Origin of the sequence: Pseudoalteromonas sp. BSi20495 (assembly GCF_000241185.1) — a bacterium.
Lineage (GTDB): Bacteria > Pseudomonadota > Gammaproteobacteria > Enterobacterales > Alteromonadaceae > Pseudoalteromonas > Pseudoalteromonas fuliginea.
Window position 1 is genome coordinate 13,099 of record NZ_BADY01000054.1, and the last position, 17,131, is coordinate 30,229.

Consider the following 17,131-nt stretch of genomic DNA (forward strand, 5'->3'; position numbering starts at 1 on the left):
ATGAAACCAAAATTTATAGTAATAGAAGGGCTAGAAGGGGCTGGTAAATCAACAGCAATTTCCTTATGCCAAGATTTTTTAAACAAAAAACAGATCGACTTTATAAATGTACGTGAACCAGGCGGAACACCACTAGCCGAATCACTGCGCACACTTGTAAAAGCAGAGCATGAAGAAGAAATTGCCTTTGAAACCGAATTGCTGATCATGTATGCGGCGCGTTCGCAGTTAATGCATAACGTCATTAATCCTGCGCTTGAGCAAGGTCAATGGATATTGGCTGATCGCCATGATTTATCATCTCAAGCATATCAAGGTGGCGGACGAGGTATTAGCTCAAATACACTAGCGTCGTTATCATCAATGGTATTAAAAGGATTGAAGCCCGATTTAACTATTTACCTTGATATTGACCCTGTTATTGGCCTTGAACGTGCAAAAGGGCGAGGCGAACTTGATAGAATAGAGCAAGAAGCTATTGAGTTTTTTCAGCGCACTCGCATGCGTTACCTTGAGCTTGCTAACGACGACAGCTCAATTAAAACAGTTGATGCAAACCAAGACATCGATAAAGTACACCGCGATATAACTAACGTACTACGTACATTTTTTGAAGGGCTAAAATAATATGGCACTGCCTTGGCTACACGATACACAGCAACGCTTAGCGCAGAGCTTTCGTGGCCAACGTTTTCATCATGCACAGTTGTTTTGTGGACCCATTGGCGTTGGTAAATTCGAGTTAAGCGATCAGTTAGCTAATGCCTTATTGTGCCAAAATATAGTACAGCAATCAGCAGCTGCTAATAGTATTTTAGCACCGTGTGGCCACTGTAAAAGTTGTTTACTCACACTTGCAGGCACGCACCCTGATAAACGTTTAACGCAGGTTGATGGGCAAAGTATTGGCGTAGACGATATACGCGGGATCAGTGATTTTATGAATCACTCTGCGGCGCAAAATGGTAACAAAGTAGTTGTTATTAAAAATTGTGAAAAAATGACAACCGCCGCAGCAAATGCATTATTAAAAACGCTAGAAGAGCCAAGTAATAGCCGATTTTTGATACTTACAACAAGCCAAGCTGCACAACTTCCGGCCACGATATTAAGCCGGTGTGCTAAAACAGATATAAAAGTAATAAACACACAACTTGCCCAGCAATGGCTTGAGTCATTGCAAATTAAAGGTTATAGCTGGTTGCCACTTTTTTATAGCCAACCATTACAAGTTAAGCATTGGCAAGAGCAAAGTCAGTTACAAAGTATTGATATGCTTTACAAGTTTGCAACTGAGTTTAAACAAAGTCATAATTTTAAAGTGTTAGTCGATATTATAAATAAACAGCCTGAGCTTGTTCGCATATTTACTTTGTTCTTAAGTGAGCAACTAAAGCAGCAGTTAATGCAAGGCATGAGCTTTGATGCATATCAGATTGCGCAACAGGCTCTGAGTGAATTTTTGCAAAATAACACAAAAATCCTTGGGCTTAATTTACCGCTTGCAGTATCGCGATTAGCGCACATATTACGTAATTCATAAAAAGGATTAAACATGCAAGAGCTATTAGTTGATATAGATGATCTAGATGAATTATATCGTTGTTATATGCCTTATTTAAAAAAAGGTGGCTTATTTGTACCCACTAATATGCGTTACGAAGTAGGGCACTCATTGGCACTTAGAGTTACCTTGCCTGATGCACTAGAAGATGATGTAGTGACGGGTAAAGTGTCGTGGATCACCCCACAAGGTGCACAAAGCTCTAACCCACCAGGGATAGGTATTACTTTCTTAGATGATAAAACAAACCTTAATTCTAAGATCGAAAAGCTACTGGGGACTATGTTAAACTCCGGTAATCCGACTTACACCATGTAGTAAAAAACAGGCCCAATTTTGATTGTAGATTCGCATTGCCATTTAGACCGTCTTGATTTTGATAAACTTGATTTAAACCTTGACCAAGTGCTTGATAAAGCACGTGCTAAAAAGGTTGAGCATTTTTTATGTGTAAGTGTAACACTTGATCAGTTCCCGAGTATGCTTGATAAAATTCAGCATTACGACGATGTATCAGCTTCTTGTGGCGTACATCCACTTGATCAAAAAGACGCACTTAACAAGCAGCAGTTAATTGACCTAGCATCGCACAACAAAGTAGTCGCTATTGGCGAAACAGGCCTTGATTATTATTATTCAAAAGATACACATGCAGTACAGCAAGCCAGTTTTGTTGGGCATATTGAAGTAGCTAACGAATTACAAAAGCCGTTAATTATTCATACTCGCGATGCACGTGTCGACACCATAAACTTAATGCGTGAACATAAAGCGGAAAATTGCGGTGGCGTATTGCATTGTTTTACTGAAGACTGGGATATGGCCAAAAAAGCGATAGACATGGGCTTTTATATTTCGATTTCCGGCATTGTTACCTTTAAAAATGCTTTAGAACTAAAAGAAGTCGTAAAAAAAATACCCACTCGATCGCTTATTAATAGAAACCGACTCGCCTTATTTAGCACCGGTACCGTATCGTGGGCAAACAAATCAGCCAGCATACGTAGAAGACGTTGCTTATTACATTAGCGAACTTAAAGGCATTAGCTTTAATGAACTGGCTAAAGCGACTACCGAGAACTTTTATTCTTTATTTAAATTAGCAGCTAAAGGCTAAATGCATGATTACTAACACGGCAAACCTTCCTATTTTACTAATGGGGCCAATGGTGCGCCGTGCAGAGCAAACTGGAGTCTGTATTCAGTTTGCTACCAGCAAGTCTGCAAACTGCCAAATAAACTTATTAAATGTTGAGTGTTATAGTGATCAACACACTGTTTCTTTAGGGGAACATTTGTATCTGCATTTCGTCATTATAAAGCCAATAGACAACAAACTCCCTCTAGATAGCTTATTAAACTATGAGCTTGTAATTGACGATACAGTAATCGATTTATCGCCTTGGTGCTATAGCGGTCAAACAACGCCTGCATTTGTAATTCCTAATAAATTAAATGATATTTTGCATGGCTCGTGCCGTAATGCACATCATCCAGCAAAAGATAGCTTAGTGTCTGCAAGTCACTGGCAAAATAATCAGCGCGGTAATAATAATCAAGGCGCACAATTGCTATTACTGAGCGGTGACCAGGTTTACGCCGATGACGTAGCAGGCCCCATGTTATTAGCTATTCATCAGTTAGTTAAGCAACTCGGTATTTATAAAGAGCAACCACTTGCCATTGAGTTACCGGACGATATAAAAGAGCAACTTTATAATCGTCATTTGTATTTACCAAAAACGCCTTGGCAAAAACGTTCAAAATTAGGTATAGGTTACTGGCTAAAAAAAGACGAACCTCACTTTTCAAGTGTAAAAGCCTACAATCACCTTATCCATTTTGAAGAATACATAGCGCTTTATTTATTAAATTTTAGTGCTGCTGCTTGGCAATGCGTTGATATACAAAATACAACGTATTCAGGTCAAAACAAGCAAAACAAAACTATTTTTGACGCTGAAAAAACAGCACTGATTGATTATGCAAAAGGCTTAAGTGAAGTAGAGCGGTTGTTTGCCAATGTATCGACATTAATGATGTTTGACGATCACGATGTAACCGATGATTGGAACCTCACCGCTGGGTGGGAGCAAGCTATAAATGAAAATCCAAGTAGTAAACGAATCATTAATAACGGCTTAATTAGTTATTGGCTTTTCCAAGGAATGGGGAACGACGCACTAAATAAAACAGGCGAGTTACTAACACCTTTTAAGCAAAGCCGTACTGCTAATAATTTATGGCAGTTTAAAGCATTTGATAAACCACTAAACGATTTTAGTTTTTGGCATTACGAGTTAACTACAACCCCAAAAGTAGTGGTGCTAGATACACGTACGCACCGTTGGCGAAATGAGCAAAATTTTAACGAGCCTTCAGGTCTACTTGATTGGGAACGCCTAACAGAGCTTGAAGAAAGCCTATTAAGCCACGATCAGGTTATTATTGTATCACCAGCCCCCGTATTTGGTGTTAAATCAATAGAAGCTATTCAAGCCATGTTTAATATTTGCGGGCAACCGCTTATGGTTGATGTAGAGAACTGGATGGCACACGAAGGATCGGCTAAAAAACTACTCGATACGTTTAGGCGAACTGATACACCAAACGAAACGCTTATTTTATCGGGAGACGTGCACTATTCATTTTGTTTTTCAGTGCAAAAACGTTTTGGTAATCACCCAAACCGAATTTGGCAACTTACCGCCAGTGGTATTAAAAACGAATTTCCACGTAAATTAATAAACGTACTCGATAAACTAGATTCAATTTTATATGGACCAAAAAGCCCACTTAACTTTTTTACTAAACGTTGGCATATGGAAGTAGATAAACACCAAACTAAGGGCGAAGGGCAAAAGTATTTAGTAAGTGACTCTGCGATTAGTTTAATAACACTCGAACAAGGCAATTTAGCGCGCTATCAATTGATTCATGGCTCTGGGGAATTAACCGAATTTGATTTAGTTGAAAATTAAAAAATGCCCAGAGTAATTAGGAAAACTCTGGGCTTTAGAATGACTCTCTGTTGAGTCTTGCGTTAACTAAAAAAACTTTCTAGATTCTTAGGGAGAAGAAGAAAGTACTTAAAAGTGTAGTTAAGTAATGATAAAAGGCATAACTAAATTTTGCATTTAGTTATATTTAATAACAAATGCTTAGATTTTTTATGCGCAGTTTAAAATGGTTATCCATTTTTTATACCCAGCTTATTAACTGCGTATTTTGCACGAGATCTCGCGGCAGTGAGTTTTTAATCTTATTTTTTTGCCATTTTCCCAGCCCAATAGGGCACCCACACAGAGTTAATACCACCTCACCTATTGTCTGAGTTGCTTCAGTTAAGCGTATATCTTTACCTTGAAAATAATCATTTGCTTGCTCGTTATTTAAAGCAAATACATTAGTTTTACACTCATTGCCAAATACGGTTGCAAACTCGTGCGTTAGCCTTACGCCATTTTTATGAATAATGCCAATTTGAATACCTAAGCGTGCGTACTTAATTTTATTTTGCAGGGCTTCAAACCCTTGTGGAAATAACCACAGCTCTTTGTCGCGCTGCATTAAGTTGCCAGGAAGATTAGTTAATTCAAAGTGCTTTTTAAGCGACTGCATAAACGCGGCACTTTGCTTTTTATCAAACTCGTTAAACGGAAACGCGCCTTTTTTAACAGTTTGATTTGGGTTATCGCAACTTGCGTGCTTTTTAAATTTAGCAATAAAAAAGCCTTCGCTATCGAAGGTTTGCGGCCATACATGTAAATAGCCCTCATTAGTTGTGGCTTCGCTTGCACCTTCAAATAAATCACTTAGGGATTGTGGCTCTATATAGTCGCCAAATTCACTGAGTAAATAATCGCATACTTGCTGGTTTTCGAGCGGAGTAAGTGTACAGGTTGAATACACTAACGTGCCACCTGGCTTTAATGCGTAAAATGCGCTTTTAATTAAGTCTTTTTGTACTTGGGCTATTTGTATGTTTGATTCTATTGACCAATTTTTTAGTGCGTCGGCGTCTTTACGCACAGTACCTTCGCCAGAGCATGGCGCGTCTAGCAATATGCTATCAAAGCATTCAAACATGTAGTTGCCAAATATAACGCCATCAAAGTGCGAGAGCGCACAGTTACCAACCCCCATGCGTTTTAAGGTGGCGCTAAGTACCTTTAAACGAGATGACGAAAGCTCATTTGCAACAAGCACGCCTTGGTTATCCATAAGTGCTGCAAGTTGTGATGTTTTAGAACCCGGTGCTGATGCCATATCAAGCACGGTGTTATTTTGCGAGTTAGCGAGTTTAATACTTTGTTTTAAGGCAATAGGCGGCAGCATTGAACTTGCTTCTTGTACGTACATCGCACCGCTTAGATGTAAGTCAGTATTACCAAGAGCGAGGTTTTGCTCTTCATCGCTTGGGCGTTCTAACCAAAAGCCTTCACTGCACCAAGGGATGGGGGTTAGCAGCCAATTTTTTTCAGTTGCACGTTCTACAAATTCTTCAATGCTAATTTTTAATGTATTAACGCGGATAGATTTTCTGAGCGGTCGACGACACGCATTTAAAAAGTCATCTAAGTTTAGATGCGCTGGTAAATAGGTTTTTACGTCATCAATAAAGTGCTCAGGAATAAAAGTGTTGGCGTTCACGCGTTAGCTCATACTATAAAAATAAAGCGCGATAATAGCATTTATATAACGCATTTTCAGCGCTTAAAAACGTAACATCCAATTTATTACTGTGTCGACACTTTGTTGTTTTACTCTATTTTAAAGGTGATTTTATACGACTTTAGATTAATAGTGTCGACAATGAGTGCGTTTTTTAGTCTTTTTGTTGTGCTCAAGGGTTGACATGGTTTTTTAATAAGCCCATAGTAACGGCATTAATTGTCGACAATCTAAAAAATAACTTATGACACACACATTTTTAAACGAAGCGCCTATTACTACCGCATCAGATCAGGTATTTGTAGATATGCGCCGTGAGATTGTTGAAGGCAGTATAGTTCAAGGCAGTAAAATATCAGAGCCTGAACTTGCAAAGCGTTATGGTGTAAGCCGTGCAACGCTTAGAGAAGCGTTAAATCGCTTAGAGAGTTGCTACCTTGTTGAGCGTAAAGCTAACGTAGGTTGCCGAGTAGTTGCCCTTACCGCTGAGCGTTTGATTGAAGTTTATCAAGTTCGCAGCTCACTTGAAGGCTTGGCATGTAGGCTGGCTGCCGACAATATGGAACCCGAAGAGATAAAAGGCTTAAAGCAATTACTTAATCAGCACTTGCAAACACAACGTGTTAAAGAGGGCGAGTCTTACTATCAAGAAGCCGGCGATTTAGATTTTCATTACCGTATTATTCAAGGCAGTAAAAACGCGCATTTAATTCATTTACTGTGTAATGAGCTCTATCAATTAATACGCATGTACCGTGTACAAATGGGCATGGTGGGGCCGCGTGTATCAAAAGCGTTTGATGAGCATTTAGCTATTATTAACGCGATTGAAAACCACGACGGCGAACTGGCCGAAATGCTTATGAAGCGCCACATAAGCGCATCGCAAGCAAATATTCAAACCAAATTCGACTTATTAGCTAAGCAAAAAGCATAAGCTGCTAAAAGCTAGCAAGAGCAGTTAAACAGTCATAATTACAGATTAAAACTATAAGTTACTCCACGTAGCAACCGTTCAAAGTGAGGAGAAAGTAATGTCAGCAGGATTAAAATTTAAACACGCTATTGCCAATAACCGCCCGTTACAAGTGGTAGGTACTATTAACGCCTACACAGCGATGATGGCTGAAAAAATGGGTCACCAAGCTATTTACCTCTCAGGTGCCGGTGTTGCAAACGCCTCGTTTGGTATGCCTGACTTAGGTATGACGAGCCTTGATAACGTGCTTGAAGATATTCGCCGTATTACAGGTGCGAGCGATTTACCACTACTTGTTGATGCCGATACCGGTTGGGGTGGGGCGTTTAACATTGCACGCACAGTAAAAGAAATGACTAAAGCGGGTGCGGCGGGTTTTCATATTGAAGACCAAGTAGCGCAAAAGCGTTGCGGGCATCGTCCTAATAAAGAAATTGTAAGCCAAGGTGAAATGGTTGACCGCATTAAAGCGGCGGTTGATGCAAAAACCGATAGCGATTTTTACATTATGGCCCGTACCGATGCATTTCAAAAAGAAGGTTTAAATGCCGCTATTGACCGTGCAGCTGCCTGTGTTGAAGCCGGTGCTGACGCTATTTTTGCAGAAGCCGTACACGACCTTGCTGATTACCAAGCATTTGCAAAAGCGATCAACGTTCCAATTTTGGCAAACATTACTGAGTTTGGCCAAACACCTATTTACACAAAAGAGCAGTTAAGCGATGTAGGTGTTGAAATGGTGCTTTACCCACTAAGTGCATTTAGAGCCATGAACAAAGCAGCATTAAACGTGTATTCAGCAATTTTAAATGAAGGCTCGCAACAAAGCCAAATTGAAAATATGCAAACGCGCTCTGAACTTTACGACTTTTTAGATTACCACACGTACGAGAACACACTCGACACACTTTTTTCATCAAAATCTGACAAATAATAATTATTAAAAAATAAAATCACACACAAATTTAAGATAGGAGAAGAACATGGTAGATAAAGCATTAGGCGGCGCGGGTTTACGCGGACAAGTGGCTGGTCAAACAGCATTGTGTACTGTTGGACAAAGTGGTTCTGGTTTAACGTATTGTGGTTACGATATTAGCGAACTTGCCGAAAAAGCGCAGTTTGAAGAAGTGTCTTTTTTACTTTCACGCGGTGAGTTACCTACAACTAGCGAATTGGCAGAATATAAAGCAAAACTAAAAAGTTTACGCGGCTTACCTGATGCACTTAAAACCGTGCTTGAAAATATTCCTAAAGACGCGCACCCAATGGATGTAATGCGCACGGGTTGCTCAATGTTGGGTAACCTTGAAATGGAGCTTGATTTTAGCCAAGCTAATGATGCAATCGACCGTATGGTTGCTGTGTTCCCAAGTATTATTTGTTACTGGTACCGCTTTACACACGATGGCGTACGCATTGAAACACAAACAGATGACGACTCTGTTGGCGCACACTTTTTAACACTGTTACACGACAAAGCACCCAGCGAGTTATTTGCGCAAGTGATGAACGTATCACTAATTTTATACGCAGAGCATGAATTTAACGCCTCTACCTTTACGGGACGTGTATGTGCTTCAACTTTATCTGATATTCATTCTTGTGTAACTGGCGCGATTGGTACGCTGCGTGGTCCATTACATGGTGGTGCTAACGAAGCGGCAATGGATATGATTCAAGGCTTTACAAGCGCTGAACACGCTGAACAAGAAGTCATGGGCATGCTTGAACGTAAAGATAAAATAATGGGATTTGGTCACGCTATTTATCGCGAATCTGATCCACGCAATATAATTATTAAAAAATGGTCTGAAAAACTAGCAGCAGAGGTAGGCGATACCGTGCTTTATCCTGTGTCTGTTCGTTGTGAAGAGATTATGTGGCGCGAGAAAAAACTGTTTTGTAATGCCGATTTTTTCCATGCGTCTGCTTATCATTTTATGGATATTCCGACTAAGTTATTTACGCCAATATTTGTAATGAGCCGTGTTACTGGTTGGACTGCACATGTAAAAGAGCAACGCGCTAACAACCGTATTATCCGCCCAAGTGCCGATTACACAGGGCCTGATGCTCGTAGTTACACACCAATAGAGTCACGTTAAAAAATGGGTGAGCACGCATGTGCTCACTTTTTATTGCACATAGCCACTAGCGAGCAGTTTTTCTCAAACTTTTCATTAAACACGCTAGCTGTGAGCAAACACCGTCACCAATTAGCGAATTTATTATGACCATAATTAATAATACCCAATACCGTAAACCTCTACCGGGCTCAAATGTCGACTATTACGATACGCAAGAAGCCGTAGATGCAATTAAGCCAGGTGCATACGCTACGCTACCTTATTCATCACGTGTATTTGCCGAAAACCTAGTACGCCGATGCGACCCTGCCATGTTAACCGATGCACTTAATCAGCTAATTGAGCGAAAGCAAGATTTAGATTTTCCGTGGTATCCGGCGCGTGTGGTCTGCCACGATATTTTAGGCCAAACAGCACTTGTTGATTTAGCAGGGCTTCGTGATGCAATTGCAGCCAAAGGCGGCGATCCGGCAAAAGTGAATCCTGTGGTACCCACGCAGTTAATAGTGGATCATTCGTTAGCGGTAGAGCATGCCGGTTTTGATCCTGACGCATTTGAAAAAAACCGCGCCATTGAAGACAGACGAAATGATGACCGTTTTCACTTTATAAACTGGACAAAAACTGCGTTTAAAAATATTGACGTTATTCCACCGGGTAACGGCATTATGCATCAAATTAATCTTGAAAAAATGTCGCCGGTTATTCAAAACCGAGATGGCATTGCATTCCCCGATACTTTAGTAGGTACCGACAGCCACACGCCTCATGTTGATGCGCTGGGTGTTATTGCGGTGGGTGTAGGCGGGCTTGAAGCTGAAAGCGTAATGCTGGGCCGCGCTTCTTATATTCGCTTACCTGATATTGTTGGTGTTGAGCTAACAGGTAAGCGCCAACCTGGTATTACCGCTACCGATATTGTGTTGGCCATTACTGAATTTTTACGTGAGCAACGTGTTGTTTCTACTTATTTAGAGTTTTACGGTGAAGGTGCCGACGCGCTTACACTTGGCGACAGAGCAACCATTTCGAACATGACGCCTGAATTTGGCGCAACTGCAGCCATGTTTTATATTGATGATAAAACAATAGATTACTTGCGTTTAACAGGTCGCGAAGAAGAACAAATTGCCCTTGTAGAAAACTACGCAAAAACAGCAGGCCTTTGGAGCGATAGCTTAAAAACCGCAAAATATGAGCGTGTGCTTACGTTTGATTTATCAAGCGTGGGGCGCAATATTGCAGGTCCATCTAATCCACACCGCCGAGTATCAACAAGCGATTTAGCTAAAGAAGGTATTTCGGGTATAGTTGAAAATGAAGAGGGCTTAATGCCAGACGGCGCGTGTATTATTGCTGCTATTACTAGCTGTACTAATACGAGTAATCCACGCAATGTAATAGCTGCAGCACTCCTTGCCCGTAACGCAAATGCTAAGGGTTTAATGCGCAAACCTTGGGTTAAAACTTCATTAGCACCGGGCTCAAAAGCAGTGCAATCATACCTTGAAGATGCAAACTTACTAACAGAGCTTGAGCAACTTGGCTTTGGCATTGTTGGTTTTGCGTGTACTACCTGTAATGGTATGAGCGGGGCGCTTGACCCTGTTATTCAAAAAGAAGTGATCGATCGCGATTTATACACGACAGCGGTGCTTTCGGGTAATCGCAACTTTGACGGGCGCATTCATCCTTATGCTAAGCAAGCATTTTTAGCGTCACCTCCTTTGGTTGTTGCGTACGCCATTGCTGGTACTATTCGCTTTGATATTGAAAAAGGAATACTTGGGCAAGATCAACAAGGTAACGATATTACACTTAAAGATTTATGGCCATCTGACGAAGAGATTGATGCAGTTATTAAGCAAAGCGTTAAGCCTGAGCAATTTAGAAAAGTATACGAGCCAATGTTTAATTTAACCGTAGATTACGGTGAAGATAACGACCCACTTTACGATTGGCGCCCAGAAAGCACCTACATTCGTCGCCCTCCTTATTGGGAAGGTGCACTTGCGGGTGAGCGCACTATGACCGGTATGCGCGCGCTTGCAGTTCTTGGCGATAACATTACAACGGATCATTTATCGCCATCAAACGCAATTATGGCAAGCAGCGCTGCTGGCGAATACCTGACCAAAATGAACGTGCCAGAGGAAGACTACAACTCGTACGCAACGCACCGGGGCGATCATTTAACAGCGCAGCGCGCAACATTTGCAAACCCAAAACTACTTAATGAAATGGTACTTGACGAAAACGGCAAAGTTAAGCAAGGCTCTTACGCACGCTTAGAACCACAAGGCACTAATACCCGTATGTGGGAAGCAATCGAAGCTTACATGGAGCGTAAACAACCGCTTATTATTGTAGCCGGTGCCGATTACGGGCAAGGTTCGTCGCGCGATTGGGCTGCAAAAGGCGTAAGACTTGCAGGCGTTGAAGTAATAGCAGCTGAGGGCTTTGAGCGTATTCACCGTACTAACTTAATTGGTATGGGGGTTTTACCGCTTGAGTTTAAAGCAGGCACAACGCGTAAAACTCTAAAGCTGGATGGCAGTGAAATGTACAATGTAACGGGTGATTTAAAACCAGGCGCCACCGTTAATTTAAGCATTACCCGTAAAGACAGTGAAGTGCTTACTGTGCCTATGAAGTGCCGTATAGATACCCAAGAAGAGCTTTCTATTTACGCAGCTGGTGGTGTGTTACAACGCTTTGCTCAAGACTTTTTAGAAGCAACGCAATCTGCATAAGGGCAAACACTATGTTTAAACCGCAAATTAAAGTGCCTGCAACCTATATGCGTGGCGGCACCAGTAAAGGTGTATTTTTTAATTTAACTGATTTGCCAAAGCCTGCTCAAGTAGCAGGCGAGGCGCGCGATAATTTATTACTGCGTGTTATTGGCAGCCCCGATCCGTATGCCAAACAAACTGATGGAATGGGCGGCGCTACATCAAGCACCAGTAAAACCGTAATTCTAAGTAAAAGTGAGCAAGCTGATCACGATGTTGATTACTTGTTTGGTCAAGTGGCGATAGATAGACCTTTTGTAGATTGGAGTGGTAACTGTGGCAACTTAACGTCAGCAGTCGGTGCTTTTGCTATTAGCAATGGTTTGGTCGATAAAAGCAGAGTACCTAATAACGGTGTTGCTATTGTGCGTGTGTGGCAGGCTAATATTAAAAAAAGCATATTAGTGCATGTCCCTATGACCAATGGCGAAGTACAAGAAACCGGCGACTTTGAGCTCGATGGCGTTACATTTGCTGCAGCTGAAGTAAAACTTGAATTTATAGACCCGGCTGATGGCGATGGCGCGTTATTTCCAACAGGCAACGTAGTTGATTACTTAGAAGTACCGGGTGTTGGTACTTTAAAAGCCACGATGATAAATGCAGGTATTCCTACTGTATTTATTAACGCCGCTGATATTAATTATACCGGCACAGAGCTGCAAGACGATATAAATAACGATGTTGCAGCGCTTGAAAAGCTTGAAACTGTTCGTGCTTATGGCGCTGTTAAAATGGGCTTAATCACTAACATTAGTGAAGCGCAAGCTCGCCAACATACGCCAAAGGTTGCGTTTGTTGCAGCGCCTTTAGATTACAAAGCGTCTAGCGGAAAGCTTATTGAAGCTGCAAATATCAACTTATTAGTGCGCGCTATGTCGATGGGTAAACTGCACCATGCCATGATGGGCACAGCGGCTGTTGCTATTGGCACGGCCGCAGCAATCGAAGGCACACTCGTAAATATAGCCGCTGGTGGCGGCGCATTGAGTGAAGTTAACTTTGGTCATCCGTCGGGCACGCTAAAAGTAGGTGCTGAAGCTAAAAATACTGCAGGTAATTGGCTAGTTACCAAAGCAAGTATGAGCCGCAGTGCACGAGTATTAATGGAAGGGGTTGTAAGGGTTCCTTATTAAAATAAAGTCCCTCTTGTGATTATGCAGTGGGGTTTTCTATGTAGTAATTATTTCAATATCTGGGTCTATTTATCTTCGAGGTTGAATTTGCAGCTGTATGTTTGGTTTTTAGGCAAGGCAACGCCTATGGTGTTATTTACTATAAATAGGCGATAACGCAGCATAGATGTCAAACATGCATTGCCCTTGGGTTCGTGTTGGGGACTATTTGCTCGGTTATTACTTAACCTTAACTCTGGTTAAGAGACTTACTAACATATTGAATCATGATGATATTAAACTTATTTTCTCTAGCCAGCTATTTTCAACGCAGTTAGCGAGCCCACTAGATTACAAACCTCGCATCGCGATTAAATTGCCTTAGGTAATAAAAAGAAAAACCAAATATATGGCTCAATGCTTAGCGATTGAAAAAATTTGAATGTTGTCATAGTCATATTTTTTTAGTTAATTTTCATTCCAGTTCAGTAAAAAAACCGCTTTTTTCTTCGATTCATCGCATTTACTTGAAGAATAATATTAACAAACTAAATTAAATGTAATATTCAATTCACAAAATGGATATACTATATTTTAGCGTCCTGAGTTTTTATGATTTTTAATTAGATTACTGAGGGTCATAAAGAAATAGTATGTAGATAAAATCAAAATACATTTAATAAAATGTATAAATATGTAGCAAAAATATATGGCTTAATGGTATTTTTAGAATTCTAGTAACAAAGGTTGGTATTGCGTGTTCGTTTGTTATTTTTGTAAACTTGAACAATGCAAATTGTGACTAAACTAATTTCTGATACTCATTTCAAGCTATCAAGGAGAAATAAATGTCGAAGCGTATGATCAAATTTACACCAATTGCAGCATCAGTTGCACTTACATTGGGCTTAACAGCTTGTGGTTCTGATAACGATAGGAATGTATACGTACCTCCTGTTGAATCTTTTAGCTCATCAGATGATGCTCAATTTAATGTTGAAGTAACTGGTAAAGCTGTTAAAGGCGCAATGATGAACGCGGTAGTAAGCGTTTCTACATTAGATGCAACTGGTCAAAGTGTACCTGTTGCATTTAGATTAGAAGCCTCTTCTGAAGCTGAATCTTTCTCTGGAGAAGGTTTATCGCAAGATGCAGCCGATGCTGATTTAGAAGCAAACAAAATTGCAGGTAACCCTGATGATGTTCTAACAAATGAAAGCGGACGCTACAGCATTTTCTTAGAAGATAACTTTACTGGACCAGTTTACATCACAGTTAAAACGTCAGAAGAAGGCGATGAGAGCTTTTTAAGATGTGATGCTTACTTAGGTTGTGGTTCTTACGCAACAGCCCCAGAAGTTGATGATGTAAATGATGGCGATACTGCAATTGAATTTGGTGAATGGTACAAAACTGATCTAGAACTGTCAGTAATCAAATTTGTCCCAGCAATTACAGCTGATACGTCAGGTGCAAGTGGAGCTCAAGGCGATCCAGGTGTATCTCGTTCTTTAACAGCTAATGCAACATTGTTTACGACTATCGGTTCTCAGTTAATTATTACAGCTGGAGGAGAGGTTGGTCCTCCTACTATTGCTGAAGTAAGTTTACGCAGTTTTTTCCAATTAATGGGACCTGATAGCACACTTCAAATACCAGAGTTACTTGCTGACCCTTCAATTGGTGGTGCAGTTGATTTAAGTGATGTAGACGGTGAAGAAGAGTTAAGCGAAGGTATTTTAGCAATTTCTCAAATAGCGTCATCTATTCAAGGTTTAGACTCTATCAGCGATGTGCTAAGTAAATTAAAAACAGGCATTAAAGATGGTAAGTTAAGCGGTAGTGATGATGCTGAAATTGCAGCGTTAGCGGCTAAACTTCAACAAGCAGTAACAAACACATCTAACATTTTTTTAGCCATTGCTACTGGTGATGATGATGCTATTGAAGCTGCAATTATAAATGCATTCAATGTTGTTAATCCAAATGCAACAGATGCTGAAAAAGATGCATTTATTTTACAAGCGGCTGGCATTGCTGCTAAAGCAAAAGCAGCAAAAAATAAAGCTATTAAAAATGGCGCAGCAACTGACGCTAGTTTAGCGCTTATTGCTAAAAAAGTTAAAAAGCATTAGAAAAGTTAGGTTGTACAGATAACTGTGAAGCTGATGACAATTTTTATGCTCAATTAGCTGTTTCTGTTACAGCAGAGGTTACAGCATCAGAAGCTGAACTTGTTACTTTACAAGCTTTAGTCGTGACAGCTGAGACTAACTTAGCAGATGCTCAATCTCTAGGTGGAGAAACGGTTACTGATGCAGCAAGTGCTGTCGCATTTGCAAGTGCAGTAGCTACACTTGTTAATGAAGCTGAAACTGCCGATTTAGCAAATAAAGTAAATAAATTATTTATTAAGTCTCAAGGTCTTGTTTCAGCAGCAACATTACTTGTTGACCAAAATAATACATACCAACAAATTCTTGATAATGCAGAAGATCTACTATCTGATGCAAATACAGAAGTTGACAAAGTAAGTGCGTTTGACGCAGCGCTTGCTGAATTAGTTATTGCTGTTGATGCGGCTGTTACAGAGTTTGATGTTGAAGTAACTGCGGCTAAAGCTATTGCTATTGATGCAGCAGATGTTGCAGATGCGAAGCAAACCCTATCAATGACAGCAGAAGCGGCTTCTACTTCAGCGCTTGCTGATGCACAAAACGCGACGATCGATACCGCTGTTAATGCAGCGGCTGCTCTAGAGCTTGCAACAGCAGCAGTCTCTGCCGCATCTGAATTTGCTGAAACTGTAGATACATTGGAAATTGCTATAGCGCAAGCTAAAGCAGCTGCACAAGCATATTTAGATGTTGCTGTAACAGATGAAGATAAAGATGCAGCACAAACATTAGTTGATGATGCTGATGCGATGGTTAAAGTTGCTACTGATAAAGCTGAATTAGCAGCAGAGCAGTTTACAGCTGCGTTAGCGCTTCAAGTTGCTGCAGAAGAAGCGCTTCCTAAACTGACTGTACTAGCTTCTGTTAAAGCTACGTCAGAGTCATTAGCGACTATGACAGTGCTAACGAGTACTGGTGGTGATGCTATTATTGATGCTGCTGAAATTGTAGCTGATGTAATCGATGAAGTTTCTGGTATGGGGGATTCTGCATCGGGTACATCTACACGTTTCCCTAACTGGGCTTACAATTACAGCTTAGATGATCTTACACTTATGCTTAGCAATGCTACTACAGGTGAAATGATTAACGCAGCGGCTTCTTATGAAGGTGATAAGCTAGTTGTTGCTTGGGGTGCTACGCTGGTAGGTGAAAATGATGCATCTATTAAGCTTGTAACTGCTGATACGCAAGTAGCAGCATTGACAGATTGTGTTGAATTTGCAGCAGGTACAATTGATGCTACTCAAATCGATTCATGTGTAGTATTTACTTTTGATGGCGCGGTGACGGCTGATAATGTAGATGATGCAGAAATCATAATGACTGAAACGACTAACCATATTGAAATCATGGATGGCGATTCTGGCTTTAACGGCGTGTTAAGCATTACAGCTGATGATGAAGCAGATTCAACTTCTATTTTATTAGAAGGTGTATCTGGTGATGTAGACTTTAAAGCAATAAGCTCTGACAGTACCTTAGATATTACTGTGAATGATGCTATGGGTTATACATTGTCTATTACTGATGACGAAAGTGCGGATTACATAGGTAGCGTTATGGCTATGTACAATGAGGCTATGATGTCTTTTGGTACAGTAACCGAGATTACTAATGGTATTTCAATAACCTATATCGATGGTGACGTGGTTGATTACACTGACGTTGATTTAATTGATTCATCTAAGTAATATTTAAACTATAAAAGGGAAAAGCCTAGCGCTTTTCCCTTTT

The 17,131-nt window shown here is 40.6% G+C and carries 12 protein-coding genes and 1 pseudogene; 12 read left to right on the top strand and 1 reads right to left on the bottom strand.

Annotated features, from left to right (window positions below; translation table 11 throughout):
* The 5 genes and pseudogenes from tmk (at position 1) to P20495_RS12850 (ending at position 4,545) form a co-directional block, all read left to right on the top strand.
* Positions 1–627, top strand: a complete 627-nt coding sequence (gene tmk / locus P20495_RS12870) for a dTMP kinase (RefSeq protein ID WP_008135397.1) — start codon at positions 1–3, stop codon at positions 625–627.
* A 1-nt stretch (position 628) separates the two neighbouring features.
* The gene (locus P20495_RS12865) at positions 629–1,543 is read left to right on the top strand and encodes a DNA polymerase III subunit (protein ID WP_007375261.1); all 915 of its coding nucleotides are present in this window, start codon (positions 629–631) and stop codon (positions 1,541–1,543) included.
* Between the two features lie 12 nt (positions 1,544–1,555).
* Complete coding sequence (locus tag P20495_RS12860) at positions 1,556–1,882, top strand: PilZ domain-containing protein (RefSeq protein ID WP_007375260.1); 327 nt, start codon at positions 1,556–1,558, stop codon at positions 1,880–1,882.
* Between the two features lie 18 nt (positions 1,883–1,900).
* Positions 1,901–2,681, top strand: a pseudogene (locus P20495_RS12855) (TatD family hydrolase).
* A gap of 4 nt (positions 2,682–2,685) precedes the next feature.
* Positions 2,686–4,545, top strand: a complete 1,860-nt coding sequence (locus P20495_RS12850; RefSeq protein ID WP_008135400.1) for an alkaline phosphatase D family protein — start codon at positions 2,686–2,688, stop codon at positions 4,543–4,545.
* Positions 4,546–4,765: 220 nt separating this feature from the next.
* Here the strand turns inward: P20495_RS12850 and rsmF are convergent, their stop codons facing one another.
* Complete coding sequence (gene rsmF / locus P20495_RS12845) at positions 4,766–6,217, bottom strand: 16S rRNA (cytosine(1407)-C(5))-methyltransferase RsmF (RefSeq protein WP_008135401.1); 1,452 nt, start codon at positions 6,215–6,217, stop codon at positions 4,766–4,768.
* 265 nt (positions 6,218–6,482) lie between these two features.
* On the opposite strand from rsmF, the gene P20495_RS12840 reads away from it, so the two are divergent.
* The 7 genes from P20495_RS12840 to P20495_RS22480 all read left to right on the top strand — a co-directional run bounded on the left by P20495_RS12840 (position 6,483) and on the right by P20495_RS22480 (position 17,088).
* Positions 6,483–7,175, top strand: coding sequence for a GntR family transcriptional regulator (locus P20495_RS12840; protein WP_008135402.1), 693 nt, complete (start codon positions 6,483–6,485; stop codon positions 7,173–7,175).
* A 97-nt stretch (positions 7,176–7,272) separates the two neighbouring features.
* On the top strand, positions 7,273–8,151 hold the full coding sequence (gene prpB, locus P20495_RS12835) for a methylisocitrate lyase (protein ID WP_002962361.1): 879 nt from the start codon (positions 7,273–7,275) through the stop codon (positions 8,149–8,151).
* Positions 8,152–8,200: 49 nt separating this feature from the next.
* A complete protein-coding gene (gene prpC, locus P20495_RS12830; RefSeq protein ID WP_008135403.1) occupies positions 8,201–9,325 on the top strand; it encodes a 2-methylcitrate synthase in 1,125 nt (374 codons plus the stop codon).
* Positions 9,326–9,450: 125 nt separating this feature from the next.
* Complete coding sequence (acnD, locus tag P20495_RS12825; protein WP_008135405.1) at positions 9,451–12,060, top strand: Fe/S-dependent 2-methylisocitrate dehydratase AcnD; 2,610 nt, start codon at positions 9,451–9,453, stop codon at positions 12,058–12,060.
* Between the two features lie 11 nt (positions 12,061–12,071).
* A complete protein-coding gene (gene prpF, locus P20495_RS12820; RefSeq protein WP_008135406.1) occupies positions 12,072–13,238 on the top strand; it encodes a 2-methylaconitate cis-trans isomerase PrpF in 1,167 nt (388 codons plus the stop codon).
* Positions 13,239–14,065: 827 nt separating this feature from the next.
* On the top strand, positions 14,066–15,352 hold the full coding sequence (locus tag P20495_RS22475; protein ID WP_008135407.1) for a hypothetical protein: 1,287 nt from the start codon (positions 14,066–14,068) through the stop codon (positions 15,350–15,352).
* 122 nt (positions 15,353–15,474) lie between these two features.
* Positions 15,475–17,088 carry a hypothetical protein gene (locus P20495_RS22480; protein WP_008135408.1) on the top strand — a complete coding sequence of 538 codons (1,614 nt, stop codon included), beginning with the start codon at positions 15,475–15,477 and terminating at the stop codon, positions 17,086–17,088.
* The last annotated feature ends 43 nt before the right edge of the window (positions 17,089–17,131 follow it).